This window comes from Streptomyces sp. NBC_00377, assembly GCF_036075115.1.
GTDB lineage: Bacteria > Actinomycetota > Actinomycetes > Streptomycetales > Streptomycetaceae > Streptomyces.
On sequence record NZ_CP107958.1, the window covers coordinates 4,882,276 to 4,906,698 of the forward strand.

General features: G+C 72.2%; 18 protein-coding genes, 5 tRNA genes and 1 riboswitch. Of the genes, 12 read left to right on the forward strand and 11 right to left on the reverse strand.

Annotated elements, in window-relative coordinates; genetic code table 11:
• Positions 1 to 45: 45 nt before the first annotated feature.
• The 4 genes from OHS71_RS21945 to OHS71_RS21960 all read right to left on the reverse strand — a co-directional run bounded on the left by OHS71_RS21945 (position 46) and on the right by OHS71_RS21960 (position 2,068).
• A tRNA-Phe gene (locus tag OHS71_RS21945) sits at positions 46 to 119 on the reverse strand.
• 23 nt (positions 120 to 142) lie between these two features.
• A tRNA-Asp gene (locus OHS71_RS21950) sits at positions 143 to 217 on the reverse strand.
• A gap of 37 nt (positions 218 to 254) precedes the next feature.
• Positions 255 to 327, reverse strand: a tRNA-Glu gene (locus OHS71_RS21955).
• A 205-nt stretch (positions 328 to 532) separates the two neighbouring features.
• Positions 533 to 2,068 carry a metallophosphoesterase family protein gene (locus OHS71_RS21960; RefSeq protein WP_328481072.1) on the reverse strand — a complete coding sequence of 512 codons (1,536 nt, stop codon included), beginning with the start codon at positions 2,066 to 2,068 and terminating at the stop codon, positions 533 to 535.
• A gap of 84 nt (positions 2,069 to 2,152) precedes the next feature.
• Here OHS71_RS21960 and OHS71_RS21965 point away from each other — a divergent pair, with 84 nt between their 5' ends.
• The 5 genes from OHS71_RS21965 to OHS71_RS21985 all read left to right on the forward strand — a co-directional run bounded on the left by OHS71_RS21965 (position 2,153) and on the right by OHS71_RS21985 (position 7,971).
• On the forward strand, positions 2,153 to 2,503 hold the full coding sequence (locus OHS71_RS21965) for a metallopeptidase family protein (protein WP_189776386.1): 351 nt from the start codon (positions 2,153 to 2,155) through the stop codon (positions 2,501 to 2,503).
• A gap of 96 nt (positions 2,504 to 2,599) precedes the next feature.
• A complete protein-coding gene (locus OHS71_RS21970; RefSeq protein ID WP_328481073.1) occupies positions 2,600 to 3,154 on the forward strand; it encodes a hypothetical protein in 555 nt (184 codons plus the stop codon).
• A 414-nt stretch (positions 3,155 to 3,568) separates the two neighbouring features.
• Positions 3,569 to 5,836: a DEAD/DEAH box helicase gene (locus OHS71_RS21975; RefSeq protein WP_328481074.1), complete on the forward strand. Its 2,268-nt coding sequence runs from the start codon at positions 3,569 to 3,571 to the stop codon at positions 5,834 to 5,836.
• A 385-nt stretch (positions 5,837 to 6,221) separates the two neighbouring features.
• Positions 6,222 to 7,775 carry an amino acid permease gene (locus OHS71_RS21980; RefSeq protein WP_328484588.1) on the forward strand — a complete coding sequence of 518 codons (1,554 nt, stop codon included), beginning with the start codon at positions 6,222 to 6,224 and terminating at the stop codon, positions 7,773 to 7,775.
• Between the two features lie 123 nt (positions 7,776 to 7,898).
• Positions 7,899 to 7,971, forward strand: a tRNA-Lys gene (locus tag OHS71_RS21985).
• Positions 7,972 to 8,031: 60 nt separating this feature from the next.
• On the opposite strand, the gene OHS71_RS21990 is transcribed toward OHS71_RS21985, so the two are convergent.
• Positions 8,032 to 8,391, reverse strand: a complete 360-nt coding sequence (locus OHS71_RS21990; protein WP_328481075.1) for a hypothetical protein — start codon at positions 8,389 to 8,391, stop codon at positions 8,032 to 8,034.
• Between the two features lie 122 nt (positions 8,392 to 8,513).
• Between OHS71_RS21990 and OHS71_RS21995 the strand changes: the two genes are divergently transcribed.
• Both OHS71_RS21995 and OHS71_RS22000 read left to right on the forward strand, forming a co-directional pair.
• The gene (locus OHS71_RS21995; protein ID WP_328481076.1) at positions 8,514 to 9,380 is read left to right on the forward strand and encodes a DeoR/GlpR family DNA-binding transcription regulator; all 867 of its coding nucleotides are present in this window, start codon (positions 8,514 to 8,516) and stop codon (positions 9,378 to 9,380) included.
• A gap of 582 nt (positions 9,381 to 9,962) precedes the next feature.
• Positions 9,963 to 10,634, forward strand: coding sequence for an NUDIX domain-containing protein (locus tag OHS71_RS22000; RefSeq protein WP_328484589.1), 672 nt, complete (start codon positions 9,963 to 9,965; stop codon positions 10,632 to 10,634).
• Here OHS71_RS22000 and OHS71_RS22005 read toward each other — a convergent pair.
• Together OHS71_RS22005 and OHS71_RS22010 are read right to left on the reverse strand one after the other, a co-directional pair.
• Positions 10,612 to 11,253: a GTP cyclohydrolase II gene (locus OHS71_RS22005; protein WP_328481077.1), complete on the reverse strand. Its 642-nt coding sequence runs from the start codon at positions 11,251 to 11,253 to the stop codon at positions 10,612 to 10,614. The genes OHS71_RS22000 and OHS71_RS22005 overlap by 23 nt on opposite strands.
• 132 nt (positions 11,254 to 11,385) lie before the next feature.
• Positions 11,386 to 11,907 (reverse strand): MarR family winged helix-turn-helix transcriptional regulator, encoded by a 522-nt coding sequence (locus tag OHS71_RS22010; protein WP_328481078.1) that lies wholly within the window; start codon positions 11,905 to 11,907, stop codon positions 11,386 to 11,388.
• Between the two features lie 137 nt (positions 11,908 to 12,044).
• Between OHS71_RS22010 and OHS71_RS22015 the strand changes: the two genes are divergently transcribed.
• The 4 genes from OHS71_RS22015 to OHS71_RS22030 all read left to right on the forward strand — a co-directional run bounded on the left by OHS71_RS22015 (position 12,045) and on the right by OHS71_RS22030 (position 15,994).
• Complete coding sequence (locus OHS71_RS22015; protein ID WP_328481079.1) at positions 12,045 to 13,172, forward strand: dihydrofolate reductase family protein; 1,128 nt, start codon at positions 12,045 to 12,047, stop codon at positions 13,170 to 13,172.
• 71 nt (positions 13,173 to 13,243) lie between these two features.
• Positions 13,244 to 13,317 (forward strand) — tRNA-Met (locus tag OHS71_RS22020).
• 325 nt (positions 13,318 to 13,642) lie between these two features.
• Positions 13,643 to 13,809: riboswitch (cyclic di-AMP (ydaO/yuaA leader) on the forward strand.
• A gap of 9 nt (positions 13,810 to 13,818) precedes the next feature.
• Positions 13,819 to 14,838 (forward strand): M23 family metallopeptidase, encoded by a 1,020-nt coding sequence (locus tag OHS71_RS22025; RefSeq protein WP_328481080.1) that lies wholly within the window; start codon positions 13,819 to 13,821, stop codon positions 14,836 to 14,838.
• A gap of 211 nt (positions 14,839 to 15,049) precedes the next feature.
• Entirely contained in the window at positions 15,050 to 15,994 is a 945-nt protein-coding gene (locus OHS71_RS22030) for an aldo/keto reductase (RefSeq protein WP_328481081.1), read from the forward strand.
• A 150-nt stretch (positions 15,995 to 16,144) separates the two neighbouring features.
• Here OHS71_RS22030 and OHS71_RS22035 read toward each other — a convergent pair whose 3' ends face one another.
• From OHS71_RS22035 to OHS71_RS22050, 4 genes are all read right to left on the reverse strand, one after another.
• Entirely contained in the window at positions 16,145 to 17,758 is a 1,614-nt protein-coding gene (locus tag OHS71_RS22035; protein ID WP_443047003.1) for a PrsW family intramembrane metalloprotease, read from the reverse strand.
• A 92-nt stretch (positions 17,759 to 17,850) separates the two neighbouring features.
• A complete protein-coding gene (gene trmB, locus OHS71_RS22040; protein ID WP_328481082.1) occupies positions 17,851 to 18,693 on the reverse strand; it encodes a tRNA (guanosine(46)-N7)-methyltransferase TrmB in 843 nt (280 codons plus the stop codon).
• Between the two features lie 71 nt (positions 18,694 to 18,764).
• Positions 18,765 to 19,982, reverse strand: a complete 1,218-nt coding sequence (gene lhgO / locus OHS71_RS22045) for an L-2-hydroxyglutarate oxidase (RefSeq protein ID WP_328481083.1) — start codon at positions 19,980 to 19,982, stop codon at positions 18,765 to 18,767.
• Between the two features lie 150 nt (positions 19,983 to 20,132).
• The gene (locus OHS71_RS22050; RefSeq protein ID WP_328481084.1) at positions 20,133 to 21,557 is read right to left on the reverse strand and encodes an MFS transporter; all 1,425 of its coding nucleotides are present in this window, start codon (positions 21,555 to 21,557) and stop codon (positions 20,133 to 20,135) included.
• A 705-nt stretch (positions 21,558 to 22,262) separates the two neighbouring features.
• On the opposite strand from OHS71_RS22050, the gene OHS71_RS22055 reads away from it, so the two are divergent.
• Complete coding sequence (locus OHS71_RS22055) at positions 22,263 to 24,383, forward strand: asparagine synthase-related protein (RefSeq protein ID WP_328481085.1); 2,121 nt, start codon at positions 22,263 to 22,265, stop codon at positions 24,381 to 24,383.
• Positions 24,384 to 24,423 lie beyond the last annotated feature (40 nt).

Sequence of the window (24,423 nt, forward strand, 5' to 3'; positions counted from 1 at the left end):
CGACGAAAACCCCCTCCGGTTGCCCGGAGGGGGTTTTCGCTGTTGTGGCTGGGGCCGGGGTCGAACCGGCGACCTATCGCTTTTCAGGCGATCGCTCGTACCAACTGAGCTACCCAGCCACGAGGTTCACGAGAAACCTCAGCGGTCCTGACGGGATTTGAACCCGCGGCCTCCACCTTGACAGGGTGGCGAGCACTCCAAACTGCTCCACAGGACCAAGCTTTGTGTACGACAGTGTCGCACACGGTGTTGCGTGCCCCCAACGGGATTCGAACCCGTGCTACCGCCTTGAAAGGGCGGCGTCCTAGGCCGCTAGACGATGAGGGCGGATTAACTGGTACCGCTGCTTCATCTGCGCGTCTGGAGACGTGCGAAGCATGTGACTCCGCTTCCCTCCGAAGAGTTCCGCTTCTCCTTCGTTCCTCTCGGAACTCTGGACGGTCAAGCCCTGACCGCTGCCCTCGGGCACGACGTGACTGTACTACGGCGTTCGCGCCAGGACCAAACCGAATAGGCGCGGGTGGCCTGGGCCCTACGGCGTGGCTCCGGGCGAGCTCGGGGCGCGGGTCGCGCCCGGCAGGTTCTCCTTCGGAAGGTGGCGGCTGACCTCGGCCGTCGTCAGGCCCAGGCCGCCGAGCTTGATCTCGTCCCAGGCCTGGAGGCGTCGGGTGTCGCGGTCGAAGTAGAGGATCGACGCCTCGATGGGGTCGGGGTATTTGCCCTCGACGGCCCGCAGGCCGCTGCCGCCCGTCGAGCCCTCGACACGCAGGCGCGTGCCCTTCTCCATGACCTCCATCTCCTCGTGGTGGAGGTGCCCGGCCAGGACCATCGGCACCTCGCCGTCCGTGCCCCGGGCGGCGGAGGGCTCGTGGACGACGGCCACGTCCGCCGGGGTGCCGGCGTCCCGTTGGGCCCGCAGCGCGCCGGCCAGACGGGCGCCCGCCGCCTCCTGGGACTCCTCGGCGCCCGGCGCGGCGGACCGGTCGGGGGTGAACTGCGGGTCTCCGGTCCCCGCGAAGCGCAGCCCGGCGACCGTGACCGCGCGGCCGTCGTCGAGGACGTGCACGTTCTTCAGGCCCTCCAGGTACCGCTGGGTGACGCGGGAGTCGTGGTTGCCCCTGACCCAGACGTACGGCGCGCCCAGGGTGGCGATGGGGTCCAGGAAGCCGTTCTCCGCCGCCGAGCCGTGGTCCATCGTGTCGCCGGAGTCGACGATCACATCGACCTTGTACTGCTCCACCAGCGAGGCGATGATCTTCCAGCTCGCGGGGTTGAGGTGGATGTCGGAGACGTGCAGGACACGCACGGTCGTCGGGTCCGGCTGGAAGGCGGGGAGCGTGGAGGTGACGTCGTAGAGCTTGGTGACGTTGGTGACCAGCCGGGCGAGTTCCTGCTGGTAGACGTCGAACTCGGTGACGATGCTCCGCGCGTTGCCGACCAGCGAGGGAGCGGAGGACAGCAGGCCCGAGAACCGCGGTTCCAGGACCGACTTGGGGTTCCAGGTGGCGTACGCGGTCGCGCCCGAGGCGGCCAGCAGGGCGAGGGCGAGGCCGCCGGCCGCGAGGGCGCGGCGCGGGCGGCGGTAGACGGCGAGGCCGAGCGCGGTGGCGCCGGAGACGACGGCGACACAGGAGCGGAGCGCGAGGTCGAGGGTGCCGTGCTCGACGTCACGGGCGACCTCGTCCTGGAGGCCGGAGAGGCGTTCGGGGTGGTCGACGAGGGCCTGTGAGCGCACGGGGTCGAGCTGGTCGACGTTCACGTCGAGGCGGACCGGGGCGATGTGGCTGTCCAGGGTCAGCGCGCCGAGCGGGGAGATATTGATCTTCGTACCGCCGGAGACGGACGGACGCAGCGTCATCGTGGTGTTCATGGGGCCGACGGGCGTGCGGACGTCCCCCACGACCAGGAGGCCGAGCCAGGCGCCGAAGAGGACGACGGCGGTCAGGCCGAGAGCGCGGAACCAGGGGTTGGGCCGGACGGCGAGTTCGGGGATCGTGCTCCTGCGCTTGTCGGGCTTGGCGGGCTTGGGACGCCGCAGGAGTGCGGCGGGGACGCGGGCGCGGACCATTGGTGCCGTATGCCCGGGTCCGGGGGCCGGTATGCGGACGGTCCAGGACCTCCCCCCGGCCGTGTCGTGCCGGACAATGGGCCTGTGCTGGAGATGACGCGCGAGGAGTTCGAGGAACTGGTCGCCGAGGCGCTGGACCGGATTCCGCCGGAGTTGACGCGGCTGATGGACAACGTCGCGGTGTTCGTGGAGGACGAGCCGCCCGCGGACGATCCCGAGCTGCTCGGGTTGTACGAGGGGACTCCGCTGACGGACCGCGGGGAGTGGTACGCCGGGGTGCTGCCCGACCGGATCACGATCTACCGGGGGCCGACCCTGCGGATGTGCGGGACGCGCGAGGAGGTCGTCGCGGAGACGGAGGTGACGGTGGTGCACGAGATCGCCCACCACTTCGGCATCGACGACGCGCGGCTGCACGCCCTGGGCTACGGCTGAGCCGTCCCGCACAGGCGTGGGCGTCGGCGCGTGTCCTCCTGCGGGCGCCGGGAGTTGGACACGTCGACTTCTTACGCCTGCCCCGGAGGTGGCCCCGTGCGCCCCTTGTACGTACCCGTTCGACTGGCCGCGACGGTCCTGGCCGTCGCCGCGGCCGCCGGCTGTATGAGCGTGGGGGACGAGGAGGGCGACCGGGTCAGGCCCTCGCACTCGGCCGGACAGCGGGGCGGCGGCGCCCCGGACGGGGATGCGGCGGGAACGGGCGGCCGCTTCGGAGGGGACGGAGCGGGCGGCGACGGCAAGCACGCGCACGGGAAGGGCGGCCGGGGGGAGGCGAGCGCGTCGGCGGCCGCCTCGGCCTCGCCGTCGGCTGGCCGGAGCGCGCCGGCCTCGGCGGGGCCGGTAAAGCCGGGGACGAGCGGGCAGCCCGGGATGCCGACGCCGCCCGGGCCGCAGCCGACCGCGCCCACGCGAGACCCGGCCCCGGAGCCGCCCGCGCCCACGCCGCCGGAGCCCCCTTCGCCGACGCCGGAGCCGACGGTCGCCGAGCCGTCGTCCTCGGCGCACGAGGGGGACGGCGGGGCCGCGGCGCAGCTCGCGGACCGGGAACCGGCGCCCGAGGCGGCGCCGGAGGTGGACTCACCTCTCTAGGTCGTGTCTGACCATTCCCGCCGGGCGCGCGACGCCTGGCACGGCGCCTCGCCGCGTTGTCGGATCACACCCGAGTACATCCAGTACGCGGGCGATCCTCCGCCTTGCGATGCACCGCACCAGACGCCGCGCGCTGATCCAGCGCGAATGGTCAGACACGCCCTAGGCGGGTGCTCCGTCCGGGGCCGGGAAGCGGCTGAGCTGCGGTGATGGGGCTCGGTTTGCCTTCGGTGGCCCAGGTGCTTATAGTGGTAGATCGTTTGATCCCATTTGCCCGGCGCCACCGCAGAGCGCGCCGTGTGGCGCGTTCTCTCCCTTGCCGTGGCTGACCGCATAGAGGCGGTCGTAGCGCAATGCGAACACGGAGTTGACGGGCGCGTGCCGACTTGAGACTCCGGAAGGTTTCGCATTCGCATGTCCATTTCCAGTACTGATCACTCCGTCGTGTCCGAGAACAACGAGGAGCCGATCAACCTCGAGGCGATCGAGGTCACCGACACCGCCGAGGCCGAGCAGGCCGCCGAGGTCGTCGACGAGACCCCCGAGACCCCCGAACTCACCTTCGCCGACCTCGGGCTCCCCGAGGGCGTGGTGCGCAAGCTCGCGCAGAACGGCGTGACCTCCCCCTTCCCGATCCAGGCCGCGACCATCCCGGACGCCCTGGCCGGAAAGGACATCCTCGGCCGTGGCCGCACCGGCTCCGGCAAGACCCTCTCGTTCGGTCTGCCGCTGCTGGCGTCGCTGTCCGGCGGCCACACCGACAAGAAGAAGCCCCGCGGCATCATCCTCACGCCGACGCGTGAGCTCGCGATGCAGGTCGCGGACGCGCTCCAGCCGTATGGCGACGTGCTCGGCCTGAAGATGAAGGTCGTCTGCGGCGGTACGTCGATGAGCAACCAGATGTACGCCCTGGAGCGCGGCGTCGACGTCCTCGTCGCCACCCCGGGCCGTCTGCGTGACCTCATCAACCGTGGCGCCTGCTCGCTCGAGAACGTCCAGGTCGCCGTCCTCGACGAGGCCGACCAGATGTCCGACCTGGGCTTCCTGCCCGAGGTCACCGAGCTGCTCGACCAGATCCCCGGCGGCGGCCAGCGCATGCTGTTCTCGGCCACGATGGAGAACGAGATCTCCACGCTGGTCAAGCGCTACCTGAGCAACCCGGTCACGCACGAGGTCGACAGCGCCCAGGGCAACGTCACGACCATGTCGCACCACATCCTGATCGTGAAGCCCAAGGACAAGGCGCCGGTCACCGCCGCGATCGCCTCCCGCAAGGGCCGCACGATCATCTTCGTCCGCACCCAGCTCGGCGCCGACCGTATCGCCGAGCAGCTGCGCGACTCCGGCGTGAAGGCCGACGCGCTGCACGGCGGCATGACCCAGGGCGCGCGTACCCGCACGCTGGCCGACTTCAAGGACGGTTACGTCAACGCGCTCGTCGCGACCGACGTCGCCGCCCGCGGCATCCACGTCGACGGCATCGACCTGGTGCTCAACGTGGACCCGGCCGGCGACCACAAGGACTACCTGCACCGCGCGGGCCGCACCGCGCGCGCCGGCCGCACCGGCACGGTCGTCTCCCTCTCGCTGCCGCACCAGCGCCGTCAGATCTTCCGTCTGATGGAGGACGCGGGCGTCGACGCCGGCCGTCACATCATCCAGGGCGGATCCGCCTTCGAGCCGGAGGTCGCCGAGATCACCGGCGCCCGCTCGATGACGGAGGTCCAGGCCGAGTCCGCGGGCAACGCTGCGCAGCAGGCCGAGCGCGAGGTCTCCGAGCTCACCAAGGAGCTGGAGCGTGCGCAGCGACGCGCGACCGAGCTGCGTGAGGAGGCCGACCGTCTGGTGGCCCGCGTGGCGCGCGAGCGTGGCGAGGACCCGGAGGCGGCTGTCGTCGCGGCCGCCGAGGCGGTCGTGGAGCAGAACGCCGCGGTGGAGGCGGCGGCCGTCTCCGAGCAGCCCGCCGAGCGTCCGGCGTACGAGCAGCCGCGTCAGCGCCGTGACGAGCGGGGCAACTACGAGCGCCGTGACGACCGTCGCGACGACCGCGGTGGCCGTTCCTTCGAGCGCCGTGACAACGACCGTGGCGGCTTCAACCGTGACGACCGCGGTGGCTTCAACCGGGACCGCCGTGACGGCGACCGCGGCGGGTTCCGCCGTGACGACCGCGGTGGCGCCGGCCGTGACGACCGTGGTGGCCGTTCCTTCGAGCGTCGTGACGACCGTCAGTCGGGCGGCTTCAACCGCGACCGCCGTGACGACCGTGGTGGCCGTTCCTTCGAGCGTCGTGACGAGCGTCCGTCGGGCGGCTTCAGCCGTGACCGTCGTGACGAGCGTGGCGGCGACCGTCGTGACGAGCGTCCCTCCGGTGGCTTCCGCCGTGACGAGCGTCCCGCGGGCGGCTTCAGCCGTGACCGTCGTGACGAGCGTCCCTCCGGTGGCTTCCGCCGCGACGACCGTCAGTCGGGCGGCTTCAGCCGTGACCGCCGTGACGAGCGTCCCTCCACCCACCGGGGCAGCGACCGTCCGTTCAACCGTGACCGTCGCGACGACCGTCCGGGCTTCCGCTCCGGCGGCCACGACCGTCCCTTCGGCCGCCGTGACGACCACCGTGGCACCGGCTCCGGCTCCGGCACGGCCGGCCGCCGTGACGACAAGCCGCGCTGGAAGCGCAACGGCTGACGCCGAGGCAGGAGCCGGCTCCTGTGAGTGAACGCCGTGGCCCCCACCGAACTCCGGTGGGGGCCACGGCGTTTCCGTATCCCGGCCCCGCGGCTGGGGGACGGCTGTGAGAACACCGGACTTCGTGGGGCGGACGCGTAGGGCCGGGGGCCCGAAGACGCCGGAGAGGCGTCCTGGCCGTTCCGTGTACGACGTGGTCGCCGGGGCCGGGGACCTCACGCCGGGACGGCAGGACACCGCGGGCGGCCTGTACCGGCTGGTCGGCACCGGGACGGGCGCGTTCGGGGTGCGGGTCAAGATCGGCACCGGTCGGCAGGACCACAAGGGCACTTTCTGGCCAAGTTGTGACGTGTGTCACGACCTCGGCAGGGGAATTGCTGGGGGCATGACAGATGACGGCACAGTGAGTGGGCGCTCTCCCGGGAATCTCTCGGACGAAGAGCGGCTGGCCCAGCTCGGCTACACCCAGGTTCTGGCCCGCCGCATGTCGGCGTTCTCCAACTACGCGGTCTCCTTCACGATCATCTCGGTCCTGTCGGGCTGCCTGACGCTGTACCTGTTCGGCATGAACACCGGCGGACCGGCCGTGATCACCTGGGGCTGGGTCGCCGTGGGGCTGATGACCCTGTTCGTCGGCCTGTCCATGGCCGAGATCTGTTCGGCGTACCCGACGTCGGCGGGCCTGTACTTCTGGGCGCACCGGCTGGCACCCCCGCGCTCGGCGGCGGCCTGGGCCTGGTTCACGGGCTGGTTCAACGTACTGGGCCAGGTGGCCGTGACGGCCGGCATCGACTTCGGGGCCGCGTCCTTCCTCGGCGCCTACCTGAACCTCCAGTTCGACTTCGAGGTGACGCCCGGCCGGACGGTCCTGCTCTTCGCCGGGATCCTGGTGCTGCACGGCCTGCTCAACACCTTCGGGGTCCGCATCGTCGCCCTCCTCAACAGCGTGAGCGTGTGGTGGCACGTGCTGGGCGTGGGCGTCATCGTCGGGGCGCTGGCCTTCGTCCCCGACAAGCACCAGTCGACGTCCTTCGTGTTCGGCGAGTTCGTCAACAACACCGGCTGGGGCAGCGGCGTCTACGTCGTCCTGCTCGGCCTGCTGATGGCCCAGTACACCTTCACCGGCTACGACGCCTCCGCCCATATGACGGAGGAGACGCACGACGCGTCGACGGCCGGCCCCAAGGGCATCGTGCAGTCCATCTGGACCTCGTGGATCGCCGGCTTCGTCCTGCTGCTCGGCTTCACGTACGCCATCCAGTCCTACGACGCCGCGCTCGCCTCCCCGACCGGCGCGCCGCCCGCCCAGATCCTGCTCGACGCGCTCGGCGCGACCGCCGGCAAGCTGCTGCTGCTCGTGGTGATCGGCGCGCAGCTGTTCTGCGGGATGGCTTCGGTCACGGCCAACAGCCGCATGATCTACGCGTTCTCGCGCGACGGGGCGCTGCCCTTCTCCCATGTCTGGCACACGGTCAGCCCGCGCACCCGTACACCCGTCGCGGCCGTCTGGCTGGCGGCCGGCGGCGCGCTGGCGCTGGGCCTGCCGTATCTGATCAACGTCACCGCGTACGCGGCCGTCACCTCCATCGCCGTCATCGGCCTCTACATCGCGTACGTCATCCCGACGCTGTTGCGCATCCGCAAGGGTGAGGCGTTCGAGCGGGGGCCGTGGCACCTGGGCCGCTGGTCGAAGGCGATCGGCGTGGTGTCGGTGGGGTGGGTGGTCGTCATCACCGTCCTGTTCATGCTGCCCCAGGTCTCCCCGGTCACCTGGGAGACCTTCAACTACGCCCCGGTCGCGGTCCTCGTCGTCCTGGGCTTCGCGGGGGTGTGGTGGCAGGTCTCCGCCCGCAACTGGTTCCTCGACCCCGGCCACGAACGGACCATCGCCCGGGAGGCCGCGCGGGCGAGGACACCTGCCGGACCATCGGACAAGTGAGCGGCACGGACCGGGTTCCGTGACCGGTCCCGACCGTTTCGCGTACCTCGGCGCGCCCGTGTCTGCGATACCCGATCGGAGACACGGTCACGTCCGGCTATGCTCGGGGAGGCAACATCGCCTGGGCCCTTAGCTCAATTGGCAGAGCAGTGGACTTTTAATCCATTGGTTGTGGGTTCGAGTCCCACAGGGCCTACCGGAACGCCCCCAGCTCAGCAGTGGTTGAGCTGGGGGCTTTTGCGTGCGCGCTCGGCGGTCAGTGGTCCGAGTAGCTGAAGTCGCCGATGGTCCAGGCGCTGACGTCCTCGATCGCCACGCGGTACATCCCGCCCGTCTCCGGGATCCCCACGGTGCCCTGGAGGATCCGGGCGACGTGGAAGTGCAGGTGGGTGGGCGGTCCCTCCCTCTTCGCGGGGGTGTCGAAGACGGCGGAGAAATCGCCCAGCTGGGCGGAGTTCGTCAGCACCTCCGACACCCTCTGCCTCCACATGGCTTCGGGGGCCAGCCGCCCGGTGATGACAGCACCTCCGGTGACCACGGTCAGGGGCATCTGATTGCTCGGCCCGGACTCCACAAGGGCGGCGAGGGCAACGATCAGCTCGTCAGGCTTGTGCATGGGACCGGATTCTATGTACCGGCCCGCCCGGGTGGGCCGGTAGGGGCGGGAGCGGCGGTCGGCGAAGTGCCTGGCGAACATATCGATGTTCACTCGAACATGTAAATGGTAGAACTGTGCTCATGGATGTCGCCGACCGTCTCGATCTGACCCTCCGTCTCGTCCAGGGGCACGGCCGGGATCAGCATGGGCAGGAGCAGGGACCGGCCCAAGGTCATGAGCAGGGACCGGCGCAGGGCCGGGAGCGGCGGCAGGCGCGGGTTTCCGTCGCCGAACTCGCCCAGCGGCTCGGGGTCTCGGAGATGACCGTGCGCAGGGACCTGGACGTGCTCGAGCGGCAGGGGCTGGTGCGCCGGGTGCACGGCGGCGCCGTCGCCGGGCGGCCGCGCGAGGAGGGCGGCGGCTTCGAGGCGCGGCAGGCGTGGCAGGCGGCGACGAAGGACCGGCTCGGCGCGGCCGTCGCCGGGATGGTCGAGCCGGGGTCACGGGTGCTGCTGGACGCCGGGACCACGACCGTGCACGTGGCGGAACACCTCGCCGCGCGGGGTCCGTTGACCGTCGCGGTGCTCAGTCTCCAGGCGGCGCTGCGGCTGGCCGACCGGCCCGGCATCGAACTGCTGGTGGTCGGGGGCCGCTCCCGTCCGGGTGAGCGGTCTCTCGTCGGGCCGCTGGCCCTGCGCACACTCGAGTCCCTGGCCTTCGACGTGTTCGTGATGTCGATCGGCGGGGTGCACGCCGTGCACGGCTGGTCGGAGTTCTCCCTCGAGGACGCGGCCGTCAAGCAGGCGGGACTCGGCCAGGCCGCCCGTACGGTCGCCGTGGCCGACGCGACCAAGCTGGGTGTGCGCGCGTTCAGCCAGGTCGGCCCGCTCGACGCCGTGCACTCCTTCGTCACCGACGCGGCAGCGGCGGATCCCGCCACCCACCCCGGCGGCCCACGGACCCTGGACGCCCTGCGTGAGGCAGGGGTCCGGACCCGGCTGGCCTGAACTCGCTCTGGAGAGCACGTGGAACCCCTGGTGATCCTTGTCGCCGGCCCGTACCGTTCGGGCACCGGCGACGACCCCGAGAAGCTCGCCGCCCATGTGCGGGCCATGAACGAGGTCGCCCTCGGTCTGTTCCGCGCCGGGCACCTGGCCGTCACCGGCGAGGCGCTCGCGCTGCCCCTGCTGGAGGCGGCGGGCGGCGCCGCCCCCGGCGACCCGCTGTTCGACGAGATCTTCCACCCCGTGGCCGAACGCCTGCTGGCCCGCTGCGACGCGGTCCTGCGCATCGGCGGCCCGTCGCAGGGCGCGGACCGGATGGTCCAGCGGGCCCGCGCCCTGGGCAAGAGGATCTACGCCGACCTCGCCGACGTACCCGCCGCCTCCGAGCCCCGCATCTCTGGCGTCCCCGCCTCCCGCGCTCCCGGCGCCCCCGACTCCGGCCCCGGTGTCCCCGGCGTCTGCCGAGCCGGTGTTCCCGCCGCCACCGTGGGCAGGCCGCCGATGACGGGGTACGTCGACAGTCCGGCCGGTCCCGGGTCCGGCACCCGTGGCACCGCGCGACACGCCGTCCCGGGCACCCCCGGCATCGACACCCCGGACCCGCGTGGCCGAACCGGGCTCGACCGCCAGGGACGCGACCTCGACGGCAACGACCGGGTCCGCGTCGTCGACGTCGAGGAGCTGGCCTGCGACTGGTCCGTCCTGCGCCGCACCACCTTCGACTACCGGCACGGCGACGGCCACGTGAGCCGTGAACGGCGCGAGACGTACGACAGGGGCGACGGCGCCACGATCCTCCTCTACGACCCCGACCGCCGCACCGTCCTGCTCACCCGGCAGTTCCGGCTGCCCGCGTACGTCAACGGGCACCCGGACGGCATGCTGCTGGAGGCCGCGGCCGGGCTCCTGGACGGCGACGACCCGCCGGCGGCGATCCGCCGCGAGGCGGCCGAGGAGACCGGACGGGTGGTCCACGAGGTCGAGCACCTCTTCGACGCGTTCATGAGCCCCGGTTCCGTCACCGAACGGCTCAGCTTCTTCGCCGCCCCCTACGACGCCTGCGCCCCCGGTGTCGACACGGCGGGCGTGGCGGCCGAGGGCGAGGACATCGCCGTGGTCGAACTCCCCTTCGCCGAGGCCCTCGACCTCGTCCGCACCGGCGCGATCGCGGACGCCAAGACCGTCATGCTGCTCCAGTGGGCCGCGCTGGACGGCCCGTTCGGGCCGCCGGCCGTCAGCCCACGCTCAAGCCGGTGAGGTCGGCCAGCGGCAGCGTGTGCTGGGTCTGGAGGACCTTGGCGCGCAGGTAGCGGACGTTGTGCGGGGTCGTGAAGACGCCCGTCGGGACCCGGTCCTGGACGTCGATGCCCAGGTCCCGCAACTGTTCGGCCTTGTCGGGGTTGTTGGACAGCAGGTCCAGGGCCGTGATGCCCAGGGCGCGCAGCATCTGGGCGGCGGCCGTGTAGTCCCGGTCGTCCTCGGGCAGACCGAGCGCGGCGTTCGCCTCGTAGGTGTCCAGGCCCTGGTCCTGGAGGGCGTACGCGTCGAGCTTGTTGTAGAGGCCGATGCCGCGGCCCTCCTGGCGCAGGTAGAGCAGGACACCGCCCGTGACGGCTATGCGCTCGACCGCCTCGCGCAGCTGCGGCCCGCAGTCGCAGCGGGCGGAGCCGAAGACGTCACCGGTCAGGCACTCGGAGTGCAGCCGGACCAGGGGGGTGACGCCGGGCGCCGGCTCGCCGAGGACGACGGCGACGTGCTCCTGGCCGTCGGCGAGACCGTGGAAGGTGACGAGTTCGGCGTCGACGGAGTAGCCGTCGGGGAAGCGCAGCGGTACCCGGACGCGGGCGCGGGGGGTGGCGGCGGGGGTGTCGGGCATGCGGTCTCCCGGGTCCGGAGGACGGTGACAAGGCGGCACTGGACCGCCTTGTGCTTCAGATTTGAAGCAGATCCAACGATTCGAGACCCTACCCCATGCTTTAAATTTGAAGCAACTGGATTGTGGCGCGGCTCACGAGGTTCCGGAGCACGGCGACGAACGCCGGCGCCACGGGAGATCCTCGGGCGCCGCCTCGCCGTCGTTCTCCTGGAGCCCGCGCGCGACCTGCGTGAAGATCTCCTCCAGCTGTCCCACCTGCTCCGGGGTGAGCCGGTCGAAGAGGGCGGCGCGGACCGTCCCGACATGGCCGGGCGCCACGCCCTCCAGCACCGTCATGCCCTCGTCGGTCAGGACCGCGACGCTGCCGCGTTTGTCCCAGCGGCACTCCTCGCGCCGCAGCAGCCCGTCCTTCTCCAGCCGGGACACCGCGTAGGTCAGCCGGCTCCGGGTGATCTTCAGCCGCTCCGCCAGGTCGGTCATCCGCAGCCGTCGCTCCGGTGTCTCGGAGAGATTGGCGAGGATGGAGTAGTACAGGTGGGGCATGCCGGCCTCCTGCTGGAGCTGCCGGTCGATCGCGTCCTCGAGGAGGGAGTAGCCGGCAACGTACGCGCGCCAGGCGCGCTGCTCCTCGGGGGTGAGCCAGCGGGTCGTCATGCCACCCAGTGTAGGTTTGTTACAAACTTGAACCAAGAGCACCGTCGTCGGCCCGGCGCCCCGATCGAGTCAGGGCACGTCACTGCACGTCAGAGCGCCGTCAGACCGCCGTCGGACCGAGCCGGGGAGCCGCGTCGATGCCGTACCCGTACGTCCTGCTGTCCGCCGCCGTGTCCCTCGACGGATACCTGGACGACACCACGCCCGAACGTCTGCTCCTCTCCAGCCGCGCCGACTTCGACCGCGTGGACGAGGTACGGGCCTCCGTCGACGCCATCCTCATCGGCGCCGGCACGATCCGCGCCGACAACCCCCGGCTCCTGGTGAACTCCCCGGAGCGGCGCGCCGCCCGGGTGGCCGCCGGACGGCCGCCCTACCCGCTCAAGGTCACCGTCAGCGGCTTCGGCGAACTCGACCCGGCGGCGAACTTCTGGCACACGGGCGGCGAGAAGGTCGTGTACACGACGGAGAAGGGCGCCGAGCGGGTCCGGGCGCTCGGCATCGCGGCGGACGCCGTCGCGCTCGGCCCCGAACTGGACTGGCGCCGTCTCCTCGAACACCTCCACGATGTCCGCGGTGTACGGCGCCTCATGGTCGAGGGCGGCGGAACCGTCCACACCCAGCTGCTCCAAGAGGGCCTCGCCGACGAACTCCAGCTCGTCCTCGCCCCGCTGTTCGTGGGCGACCCGCACGCGCCCCGGCTGTTCGGCCCGGGCGCCTACCAGGGCGGACGGCTCCGCCTGGTGGAGACCCGGCGTATCGAGGACGTCGTCCTGAACCGCTACGAGCCCACCGCACCCGGCGCCGGCCTGCTGCCCGTCGCGGCCGACCGTCACTGGCTGGCCCTCGCCTGCGCCCTCGCCGCCGACTGCCCGCCGTCGCGGACCGCTTTCAGCGTCGGCGCGGTGATCGTGGCCGCCGACGGCACGGAGCTGGCGCGCGGCCACTCCCGCGAGGCCGGCGACCCGGTCGTGCACGCCGAGGAGGCAGCCCTCGCGAAACTCGACCCCGCCGACCCCCGTCTGCCCACGGCCACCGTCTACAGCAGCCTCGAACCGTGTGCCCGCCGCTCCTCCCGCCCCGCCCCCTGCGCCCGGCTCATCCTCGACGCGGGGGTGCGCAGGGTGGTCACGGCCTGGCGCGAGCCGGACACCTTCGTCACGGAGGCGGACGGAACCGGCCTGCTGACGTCCCGGGGCGTCGACGTCCTCGTGCTCCCGGAGTACGAGGAGCGGGCGAAGGGCCCGAACGGCCATCTCCTCTGAGGCCGCCGGAGCCCCACGGGACAACCGATGTGCTTTCTGCCCCGCTGATGGCGTACAGTTGTGTTCATCGCCGCGGGGTGGAGCAGCTCGGTAGCTCGCTGGGCTCATAACCCAGAGGTCGCAGGTTCAAATCCTGTCCCCGCTACTGATAGGCCGAAGGCCGGAATCCGAAAGGGTTCCGGCCTTCGGTGCGTTCACCGACCGCTCCCTCACTCTTGGTGACCGGTCGACCGCCCAGCGCATAACGACTGAGTCACCATCAAAACTCCTGTGACTACCGAGGCGTTTCCAGGGCATGTCGAAGCGCCTTCGGCGCGTGGTCAACTCGCCCGTTTTTCACCACTGGTGGCCTGAAAGGTCCAGGCCAGAAATGTTGTTGATCAAGAAGAACGGCTTGGAATCCCGCCCCCGGGTCTATTAACGTTCGATAACGCAGCGCGGTCGTCCCAGCCGGCACAAGAGTCGGCTCCGTGCGGCACGTGCCGAATCCCGCAAGGGAACCGGGGAACCACCACCTTGGGGTGAATCACGCGGAAGCCGTCGTGAACTCGCAGAGTCCACGACCGGTATACGCGCGTAGGAGACCTTCCCGCTCCGAACCCGTCAGCTAACCCGGTAGGCGACGGAAGGAAAGGAGTGCGCCCGCGTGGCGTCCAACCCGCCTGCCCCCGAGGCCCCGTACGCGCCCAGCCGGTCCACCGAGACCTTCGGCTACGGCGACTACCGCACCGACGAGGGCCCGTGGGAGGAGTGGAACCCCACCGCGGACTCCATTCGCCCGGTACGCGGCAAGCACCGCGTGGCCAAGCAGCGCGGCGGCGGATTCGCCCGCAGCTCCACCGTCCTCGGCGTCGGCGTCATTGCCGCCGTCAGCGCGGGCGGCATGGCCAGCGCCAACACCGGCAAGGCCCCGGTCTCCATCTCGATGCCGGACCTGCCCAACGTGGGCTCGCTCATCTCCGACGACGAACCCGCCCAGGAAGCCGCGCCGGCCCTCGCCGGGTTCGGCTCCGAAGCGGCCGTGGACGCCGACGAGAGCGTCGCCGACGCCGGTGAGGCCCTGCGCAGCCGGATCATGGCGCAGGCCGAGTCTCAGCAGTCACAGGTCGAGGTCAAGGCCCTCGCCGCGGCGGCCAAGGCCGAGGCCGACGCCGTCACCAAGGCCCAGAAGGAGGCGGAGGCCAAGGCCGCCGCCGCGAAGAAGAAGGCCGCCGAGGAAGCCGCCGCGAAGGTCGAGGCCGCGCGCCTGGCCGAGCTGGCCAAGCAGTACACGCTGCCCACCTCCTCGTACACCATCACCTCGACCTTCGGTCAGGCCGGTTCCCTCTGGTCCTCCGGCTACCACACGGGCCTCGACTTCGCCGCGCCCACGGGCACGCTCATCAAGGCCGTCCACAGCGGCACCATCACCGAGGCCGGCTGGGCCGGTTCCTACGGCTACCGCACCATCCTGACCCTGGACGACGGCACCGAGCTGTGGTTCTGCCACCAGTCGTCGATCAGCGTCAGCGTCGGCCAGAAGGTCGCCACCGGTGACGTCATCGGCCGGGTGGGCGCGACCGGGAACGTCACCGGAGCCCATCTCCACCTCGAGGTCCACCCGGGTGGCAGCTCCGACGGCATCGACCCGGCGGCCTGGCTGCGCGGCAAGGGCCTCAACCCCTGAGCCGTCCCCCTCCGACACCCCGGGCGGTCCCTCCTCGGACACGCCGACCCGGCTCTCCCGACCCGCTGACGCAGCCCCGCAGCCCTGACGCCTTCCGCGTCGGACGGCTGCGGGGCTGCGCCATTCACCGGCGCACTTCACCGGCGCCGTTCACATGTTCTTCGCGTCACGCCCGGAATGGGCCGGCCACCGGCGTCCGTTGAAACGGAACATGACTTCTCTTCGCCGACTCGGCTCCTCCGACCTCGAGGTCTTCCCCCTGTCCCTCGGCGGCAACGTCTTCGGCTGGACCGCGGACGAGGCGGCCTCCTTCGCCGTACTCGACGCCTACACCGCCGCCGGCGGCAACTTCGTGGACACCGCCGACTCCTACTCGGCGTGGGTCGAGGGCAACAGCGGCGGCGAGTCCGAGACCCTCATCGGCAAGTGGGTGAAGGCCCGGGGCAACCGCGACGACGTCGTGATCGCCACGAAGGTCAGCCAGCACCCCGCGTTCCCCGGTCTGTCCGCCGACAACATCAAGGCCGCCGCCGACGCCTCGCTCCGCCGTCTGAACACCGACCGCATCGACCTCTACTACACGCACTTCGACAAGCCCGAGGTCCCCGTCGAGGAGATCGTCGGCGCGCTCGACGAACTGGTGACGGCGGGCAAGGTGCGCCACATCGCCGCCTCCAACATCTCGCCCGAGCGTCTCCAGGAGTCCCTGGAGTTCTCCGACCGCGAGGGCCTGGCCCGGTACGTCGCCCTCCAGCCCCACTACAACCTGGTCTCGCGCGACACCTACGAGGGCGGCCTCCAGGACCTCGCCGCCCGCTTCGGCCTCGCCGCCGTCCCGTACTCCGCGCTGGCCTCCGGCTTCCTCACCGGCAAGTACCGGCCCGGTACGACCGTGCAGAGCCCCCGGGCCGCCGGCGCCGCCAAGCACCTGGAGACGGAGCGGGGCCGGAACGTCCTCACCGCCCTGGACGAGATCGCCCAGGCCCACGACACACAGATCCCCACGGTCGCCCTGGCGTGGCTCGCGGCCCGGCCGACGGTGGCAGCCCCGATCGCGTCCGCGCGCACGATCGAGCAGCTGCCGGCACTGCTCGGGGTGGCACAGCTGGAACTGACCCAGGATGAACTCACCCGACTGACCCGAGCCTCGGCCTGACCCGGGCTCCGGTCTGACCCGGGCTTCGGCATCACCTGGGCGTGGGCCTGACCCGAGCTCCGGTGTCGGCTCTACCCGCGTTGGGTCGACCTGCGTCGGTCCGACTTGCCTCTGACCGGCCCGCGTCGGCCTGACCTGCTGCGGCTCGGCCTACTGATGCGGGTGGGGGTTGGGACGGGGCCCCGCCGGAAATCCTTGCCCCGGGCCAGGTCCGGGGCCGGGGCCGGGGCCGGATTCGTACCCGGGGCCGGTCTCGAATCCGGGTCCGGGTCCGGGTCCGTGCGCTGCGGGGTATCCGTATCCCGGTCCCGCCGGGTGCGCGTACCCCGGAGCTGCCGGCTGGGCGTATCCCGGTCCTGCCGGGTGCCCGAATCCGGCGCTGTGGCCCTGGCCGTATCCCGGTCCCTGGCCGTACGCCGGTCCCTGGCCGTACGCCGGTGCGTGGCCGTACGCCGGTGCCTGGCCGTGAACCGTCCCCCGGCCGTACCCGTACACCCCCTGCACCGGCCAGGGCGGCGCGACCACCCGTACCGGCGGGGCCGTCATCCGGGCCGCGTGGTCCAGCGCGGGGCGGGCGATGTCCTGGCGGCGCCACAGTTCGTTGAGCAATTCCCGTTCCCGAAGGACGAAGTCGGCGTCGGCCCGTCCCCGGCGGCCGCGGTGCCTCAGGAACGCGAGGGACGTGGCGTACGCCTCGTACCGCGCGACCTCCCGCGCCGCGGGCCGGCCCAGGTGGCGGCCGGCGTACTCGCGGGCCAGCCGCCGGGCACGCATCGAGCCGAGCGCGTACGGCTCGGCCGGCATGAGCCAGCCCGCGGCCGCGTAGGCGGGCAGCTCCTCGCGCACGGTGCGCAGCTCGCGTTGGCGTGTCCACACCGCCAGCCAGGTGAGCAGCCCGAACGCGGGCACCATGAAGGCCGCGTACACCGCGAAGAACCCGAACTCGCCGAACGACGAGGAGCCGTTCCACAGGGCGTGCATGCCCATCGCGAGGAGCAGCCCGCACAGCGGGAGCAGCACGCGCCGCAGGTGCTGACGGTTCCCGGAGAGCGCGGCGACGCCGAAGCCGATGCCGGTCAGGACGGTGAACAGGGGGTGGGCGAACGGCGACATGATGACGCGTACGAAGAAGGTCGCGGCGGTCACGGACGCGATGCCGGTGTCGCCGGTGAGCTGGTCGGTGCCGAACGCGGTGCCGAGGTAGAGGATGTTCTCGGTGAAGGCGAAGCCGGTGGCGGTGAGCCCGGCTATGACCACGCCGTCGACGATCCCGGTGAAGTCCCGTCTGCGGAAGAGGAACACCAGCAGGACGGCGGCGGCCTTGGCGGACTCCTCGACGACGGGCGCTATGACGGTCGCCCCGAGGGTGTCCGCGCCGGACGGGTCGGCGGTCGCGGTCGCTATCCAGCGGGTCGCGAAGCTGTTGGCGATGATGGCTATCAGGGCCGCCGCGCACGCGCCCCAGGCGAAGGCGAACACCAGGTTCCGCCAGGGGCCCGGCTCGACCCGGTCGAGCCAGCGGAAGGCGGCGACCAGCAACGGCACGGGCAGCACGGCGAGCCCGAGCCCGACCAGGAATCCTTCCGTGCCGGTCTGTTCGCGCACCAGCGCGAGGATGACCAGACCGGACAGCGCGAGCAGGGTGATCAGCGCCCCGTACCGGACCGACCTGCGCTGCCACCAGTGAGCGTGGCGCAGCACACCGTCCTCGGGCGCGCCGCCGGGATGCGGCGGATGGGGCGGGAACGGAGGACTGAAGGCCACGGCATCGACCCTAACGAGGGAGGGGACTGTGGTGGAGGGGGAGGTCGGTCGGTGATCCCTTGGTCGATCCCTTGATCGGGGCCTTGCCCCGGTCAGAGATCCCCGGGCCGGACGCGATGCTGTACGCGGCGGAACAGCAGATCGTTCACGACGTGACCCTTGTCCAGCCCCTGTCCCTCGAAACGGGTCAGCGGCCGGAACTCGGGCCGGGGCGCGAACCCGCCGTCGGCCCGGGTGTTCTCGAAGTCGGGGTGCGCGGTCAGCACCTCGAGCATCTGCTCGGCGTACGGCTCCCAGTCCGTGGCGCAGTGCACGACCGCGCCGGGCTTGAGTCGCGTCGCGGCCAGGTCGAGGAACTCCGGCTGGATGAGGCGCCGCTTGTGGTGGCGCTTCTTCGGCCAGGGGTCGGGGAAGTAGACGCGCAGCCCGTCGAGCGAGTCCGCGGGCAGCATCTCGCGCAGCAGGATGATCGCGTCGCCGTTGGCGACCCGGATGTTGGTCAGCCCGGTGCGGTCCGCGAGGTTGAGCAGGTTCCCCTGGCCGGGCGTGTGCACGTCCACCGCGAGGATGCCGGTGTCCGGGGCGGCGGCGGCCATCTGCGCGGTCGCCTCGCCCATGCCGAAGCCGATCTCCAGCACGACGGGACGGTCCGCGCCGAACAGCTCGGCGAGGTCCACGGGGTGCCCGTCGATGTCGAGCCCCCACTTGGCCCACAGCCGCTGCAACGCGTCGGCCTGCCCGGCCGTCACCCGGCTGCGCCGGGGCTGGAAGCTTCTGATCCGCCGCTCGAAGTGCGACCCTGCGGGATCGGCCCTGGGCCCGTCGGGGAACCGGGGCTCCCCCTTGGCGCGGGTGTGCCGGACGGACTCGCCCGGGTGGTGCTCGCCATCGGGAAAGGGCTGGGGGGCTTCGGGGGTGCTCACGGAATCAGACACAGTGCGGTCGATTTTACGGCGCGGCCGCACCTGCCCGCCGCCCCCCGCCGGAAGGTGAGACGTCCGGCCGCTCATGCGCCCGCCAGCGCTCCCAGGGCCCGTCGCGCCACCTCTCGCCCGATCGGCAGCGAGGCGGTGGCCGCGGGCGAGGGAGCGTTCAGGACGTGGACCGCCCGCGCTCCCTCGCGTATGAGGAAGTCGTCCACCAGTCCTCCGTCCCGGAGCACCGCCTGCGCCCGTACCCCGGCCGTCGCCCGGACCAGGTCGGCCTCCTCCACCGCCGGAAGCAGTCGGCGCACCGCGTCCACGAACGCCCCCTTGGACACCGACCGGCGCAGCTCCCCGGCCCCGTACCGCCAGTGCTGCCGGCCCATCCGCCACACTCCGGGCCAGGTCGCCGTCGCCATTGCCTCCCGGGGCCGTACGACGCCCCACCCGTACCCCTCCCGGGCCAGCGCCGGCACGGCGTTGGGTCCGATGTGCACGCCTCCGTCGATCCCCCTGGTCAGATGGACGCCGAGGAACGGGAACGCCGGATCGGGCACCGGGTACACCAGCCCGCGCACCAGCTCCGGCCGGACCAGCTCGTAGTACTCGCCCCGGAACGGCACGATCCGCACCTCGGGCTCGTCACCCGTGAGCCGGGCCACCTCGTCGCAGTGGAGCCCGGCGCAGTTCACCAGCACCCGCCCCCGTACGACGTCCCCGCGCGCGGTGAGCACGGCCACGCCCCGCTCGGGACGCCGGTCGATGCGCACGACCCGCGAGCCGTACCGGATCTCCGCCCCGGAGGCCTGGCCGAGCTGCCGTGCCACGGCCGTGAAGTCGCAGATCGCGGTCGACCGCACGCGGATGGCGGCCAGGCCACGGACCTCGGGCTCGTACTCCGCGATCTGGGCGGCGCCCAGCTCCCTGACCTGTATTCCGTTCTCCCGGCCGCGCTGCACGAGCGCGTGCAGCCGGGGCAGCTCCGCCCGGTCCGTGGCCACGATCAGTTTCCCGGTGACCTTGTGCGCGATGCCGTACTCCGCGCAGAACTTCGTCATCTCCGCCGCGCCGCGCACCGCGTACCGCGCCTTCAGCGACCCCGGCCGGTAGTAGATCCCGCTGTGGACGACCCCGCTGTTGCGCCCCGTCTGGTGCCGGGCCACCCCCGGCTCCTTCTCCAGCACGGTCACCCGTGTGCCGGGCGCGGCACGCGTGATCGCATACGCGGTGGACAGGCCGACGATGCCCCCGCCGACCACGAGCACATCACAGTCGTAAGCGATCTTCGGCACGTGCGCCACCTCCCGGCTCCGATAGTGCACTGCGCCACTGACAGTGCCTTCAAACCCGGGGCGGGCGTCCTGTGCCGCTCGGCAGCCGACGGCGTGGGACGCGGGGCCGTCGTGCCGTGGTGCGCAGGTGTCCGGCGGCTCCGCCGAGGCCGAGGCCGTCTACGCCGGGGTCATCAGCAGGGGCCGAGCCCGCTCTCGTAATTCCACCACCCTCGGTTCGTCGCCATACGGCTCCAGCCGGTGCAGCAGGTCCTTGACGTACTCCGTGGTGCGGGCGGAGGAGATGCGCCCGGCCACCTCCACGGCCCGCACCCCCTGGGCGCAGGCGGCGTCGAGGTTCCCCGACTCCAGTTCGGCGACCGCCGAGACGACGAGCCGCAGCCCGTGCGACCGCACGAACTCCTCCGTCGGCTGTGACAGCGCCTGCTCGGTGAACCGCCGCACCTGGCGGGGCGCCTTCAGGTCGCGGTAGCACTCGGCGGCGTCGGCGGCGAAGCGGTCGTAGGAGTAGAAGCCGAGCCAGGACGGGTCGTGGTCGCCGTCGCGGGAGCGCTCCAGCCAGCCCTCGGCGGCCTTGAGCGCCGTGCCGGCCGCGTGCGCGTCTCCCGCGCGGGCGTGCGCGCGTGCCTCGACGAGCCGGAAGAAGCTCATGGTGCGGGCCGTGGCCAGCCCTCGGTTGCGCTCCAGGGCCGCCTGCGCGAGATCGACGCCCTCGTCGCCGAAGCCGCGGTACGTGGCCTGGAGGGACATGGAGGCCAGGACGTAGCCTCCGAGGGGTACGTCGGCCGCCGCGCGGGCCAGCCGCAGTGCCTGGATGTAGTAGCGCTGCGCGGCCTCCTGCTGACCGGTGTCGAAGGCCATCCACCCGGCCAGCCGGGTCAGCTCGGCGCTCGCCCCGAACAGGGCCCGGCCGACCTCGTCGGAGTACGAGCCGAGCAGCAGCGGGGCCGCCTCCACCCGCAGGCACTCCGGCACCATGGACGAACGCCAGTCGCCGCCTCCGTACTTGGAGTCCCAGCGTCTGGCGTCCTCGGCGGCCTCCCGCAGTTTCTGCACATCGCTGTGGCCGACTTTGAGCGGTGCGCCGGACTCCTCCACGAGGTGTACGTCCCGCGCCACCGAACTGTCGGCCGGGGTTATCAGCCACCGTGAGGCGGGCGTCGCGTACGCGCTTACTGCGAACGATCCGGCCAGCGACTGCCAGATGCCCCCGGAACCGGCCCGGCGGCCGGCGAGGTCGAGGCGGTAGAGCTCGGTGGCCGAGCGCACCGCCTGGTTGACGTCCCTGGGGAAGGCGAGGCCCACCTCGGGCGCGGGATCCGCGTCGGCCAGTCCGATCTCGTGCAGCGGCACCGGGCGGCCGAGCTTCTGACCGATGGCGGCCGCGATGAGGTGGGGCGCGGCGCCCTGCGGCACCATGCCCTTCGACACCCAGCGCGCCACGGACGTCTTGTCGTAGCGAAGAGTCAACCCGCGTTGAGCGCCAAGATCGTTGACGCGGCGCGCGAGTCCTGCGTTGCTGATTCCCGCGAGGGCGAGAACGGCGCCGAGTTTTTCGTTCGGCCCGCGTTGCTCCCTGGACATTGCGCCACCCCTCGACACAGACGGCTGCCGCGCTGGCATAACCATGCGGCATTCGTAAACCCAGCGTAGTTCGCCGCATCCCAAGCGTTAAGGGGCATTCTTCCGGTTGGCGGGATTGTGGTCCGTACGAATCTCCGGGCGCCGGTACGGACGGTCGCGGCGTGCCCCCGCCGTGTGGCCGTGCGCCCGGCCGTGCGCTCTCCTGCGGCCATGACGGGAGCGGTTCCATGGGTCGTGCGTGGGTCGGCCCGCTGTACTGGATCCAGTGGGCTGGGGGACACCGCCGCCTTCATCCCCGCGGGCGGCGGAGCGGTCCGGGGGGCGTACTCCGCCTCCCGGGCCGGCGCGAGGGCCGAAGGGCACGCGTGTGTGCACGGAGCGTGTGCGAAGCCTGCGCCGGATGCCGTCGACGCGGGCCGTGCGGCGGGGATTTGGCCGAAAATCAACCCTGCACGCCGTGGGGGACAACGCCTCTCACCATGGAAATCGAGGGCGCGCAGGGCGTTTTGGGGGAGCGTACCGGGGGCGCATTCACGTCGCCGACACCGGGGTACGCAGGGACGCCCCAGGGGCGCCGACGTGTTGACGCGGGCACGGTCCCCGGATCACAAGCGGCGCCGCCTCCTTCTACGGCGCGTTCTTCGTGGCAGCATGGTGAACCGTTCGTACGGTGCACTCGGTTGTCCACAGCCTGTGGAGGCGTCCATGCGGTGGTTGGTGGGTTGGAGCAGTACCACCGCGGGTGCGCTGGGCGGACCGGTCGGCTACGACGGCCGTCCCGACGACGGCGGGTCGTACGGGGGCCGGGTCGGCCACGACGGCGAGACGCTGCACCCGGTCGGTTCCCAACTCCTGTGGGGCGACCCGGATCCGCTCTGGGCGGTCGGCGACTGGCGCCCCGACGAGGTGCGGATCGTGAAGGCGGACGCCCAGACCCGGGTCGCGGTCCTCGGCACCTGCGGCGCGACCGACGAACAGCTGCGCGTCGGCCTGTTCGCCGCGCGCGGAGGCGCACTTCGCCACCTGACGGCCTGGCCGGGCAGCTACACGGCGATCGTCCAGGTCGGCCGGCGCATCACCGTGTGCGGCGATCTGGCGGGCGCGCGCCCGGTGTTCCACACCCCCTGGGCCGGTGGCACGGCGTACGCGACGGCCGCGCTGCCCCTGGCCGACCTCATCGAGGCCAACCTCGACTTCGGCCACCTGGCGGCGCTCCTCGCCGCCCCCGACGTACCGGCAGCCCTGCACGACTCCACCCCTTACGACGGCGTGCGTCGCATTCCGCCGGGGCATGCGCTGATCCTCCGCGCCGGGGCGCGTGAGGTCGCCGGGTACGAGCCGGTCGCCTCGCTCGCCGTGGCGGCGCCCCCGGCCGACCCGGACAGCGCGGTCGGCGCCGTACGCGACGCGCTCGTCGAGGCGGTACGCGCGCGTCTGTCCGCGCCCCGGCACGTCCCGGATATCGACCCCGGCCCCGTGCCCGGCATGGGACCGGCGGAACGGCGGGCCGCGCGCGGGATGCCCGTTCCGGGCATCGGCGCCGACCTCTCCGGCGGACCGGCCTCCGGCACCCTCGCCCTCCTCGCGGCCGGCCTGCCCGGCATGCCGGGCACCCTGCTGGGCCACGGCACGGGCGCGGGGGAGCGGCTGCTGGCCGTCACCTTCAACGACCTGGCGGTCGGCGGCCGCGAGGCCGAGCTGGAACGGGCCGGCGCCCTCGCGGCCAACCCGCGCCTGCACCACGTCGTGGTGGCCGGCAGCGAGGAGACACTGCCCTACGCCGACCTGGACGGCCCGCTGACCGACGAACCCGGCCCCAGCCTGGTCACGGCCGCCCGCCACCGGGCGCGTCTCGCGGCGGGCAGCGCGGACCACTTCACGGGCTACGGCGCCCGCCAGGTGCTGGACGCCCACCCGGCCCGGCTCGCGGACCTGCTGATGGACCGCAAACGCCGTCATCTCGTCCGCCCGGTGGCGGCGCTGACCAAGGCCGACGGCTCGGTGCTCGTCCCCGCGCGCGTGTACGGCGCTGCCCGCCGCCTGGCCCGGACGCCGTACCGCGCGGGCGTGGAGGGCCTGGCCGAGCGCCTCCTGCACCGCAGTTTCAGCTTCGACGACCCCGCCGGCGCCGTGGGGGCCTCCCTGGCGGCCCTCACCTGGGGCGGAGCCGGCCCGGCCGCACAGTGGCTGACGGGCGAGGCACTGGCTGAAGTATCGGTTCGCCTCCAGGGAGCCGCACACCGCACCGGCGTGGGTCCCGGCCAGCGTCCGGGCGACTACCGCGCGCGTGCGGCCCTCACCCGGCACGCCATGGACCTGCGCGTCCTGGAACAGGCGGCCGAGATCCGCTCCCAGCGACTGCACGCGCCGTTCCTCGACAACCAGGTCGTCCGCGCGTGCCGCGCGCTGCCCGAGACCCTGCGCGTGCAGCCGGGGGCCCGCGCCGCGATCCTGCGCACCGTCCTCAAGAGCGCCGGTGTCACCGACCTTCCGGCCGGCTGGGGCGCCCCCTCCCAGGCGTCCGCCACCGCGGCGGCCCGCGCGGGTCTGCGGATGGCCATGGACCCCCTCCTCACCCTCTTCGAGGCGCCCCTCCTCGCTGAAGCCGGCCTGGTCGAGGCGAGAGTGGTCCGCAAGGCCCTCCGGGCCGCCGCGGCGGGCGAGCCCCTTCCCCTGGACGGCCTGGCCGACCTGATCTCCCTGGAACTCTGGCTCCGGCGCCTCCTGTCCCGCCGGGGCACCTGCTGGACCGGCACACCCGCACGCGCACGTGCGGTACCGGCGGGCATCGCGCCCCAGAGACGGGCCGTTTCCTCCGGGGGGTGAGAAACCCCACCGCCCGCAAATCCCGAGCCCCACGCCTCAC